Annotated in this window: 1 pseudogene; it reads left to right on the forward strand. The window is 58.7% G+C overall.

Annotation, left to right across the window (positions count from 1 at the left end):
- Nucleotides 1-113 precede the first annotated feature (113 nt).
- Nucleotides 114-404, forward strand: a pseudogene (locus ACZL02_RS24365) (IS21 family transposase); the annotation flags it as partial.

Consider the following 404-nt stretch of genomic DNA (forward strand, 5'->3'; position numbering starts at 1 on the left):
TGTTGATTTCCACTGAGAGCTGACCCAGGCAGCCTCGTTTTTTCCATCGAGAATTGACCCATGTTTGAACTCGTCCCCACGCCATCGATGCGGGGGACATTGGAGTGCTCGACATGGAGTTATTGAGTGTCATTCGACGCTGGCGTCACCGCGACGATTTCTCGATCAGAGAGATCTCCCGGCGCAGCGGCCTTTCCCGGAACACGGTTCGCAAGTACCTGCGCGCCGACAGCGTCGAGCCGCAGTTCACGGCTCCGGACCGACCGAGCAAGCTGGATCCATACGCCGACAAACTCTCGGCGATGCTGCGTGTCGAGACGGGCAAGTCCCGCAAACAAAAACGCACGATCAAGCAGTTGCACGCCGATCTGGCCGTTCTCGGCTATGGGGGCTCCTATAACCGA

Source organism: Mesocryomonas fontinalis (assembly GCF_055730125.2).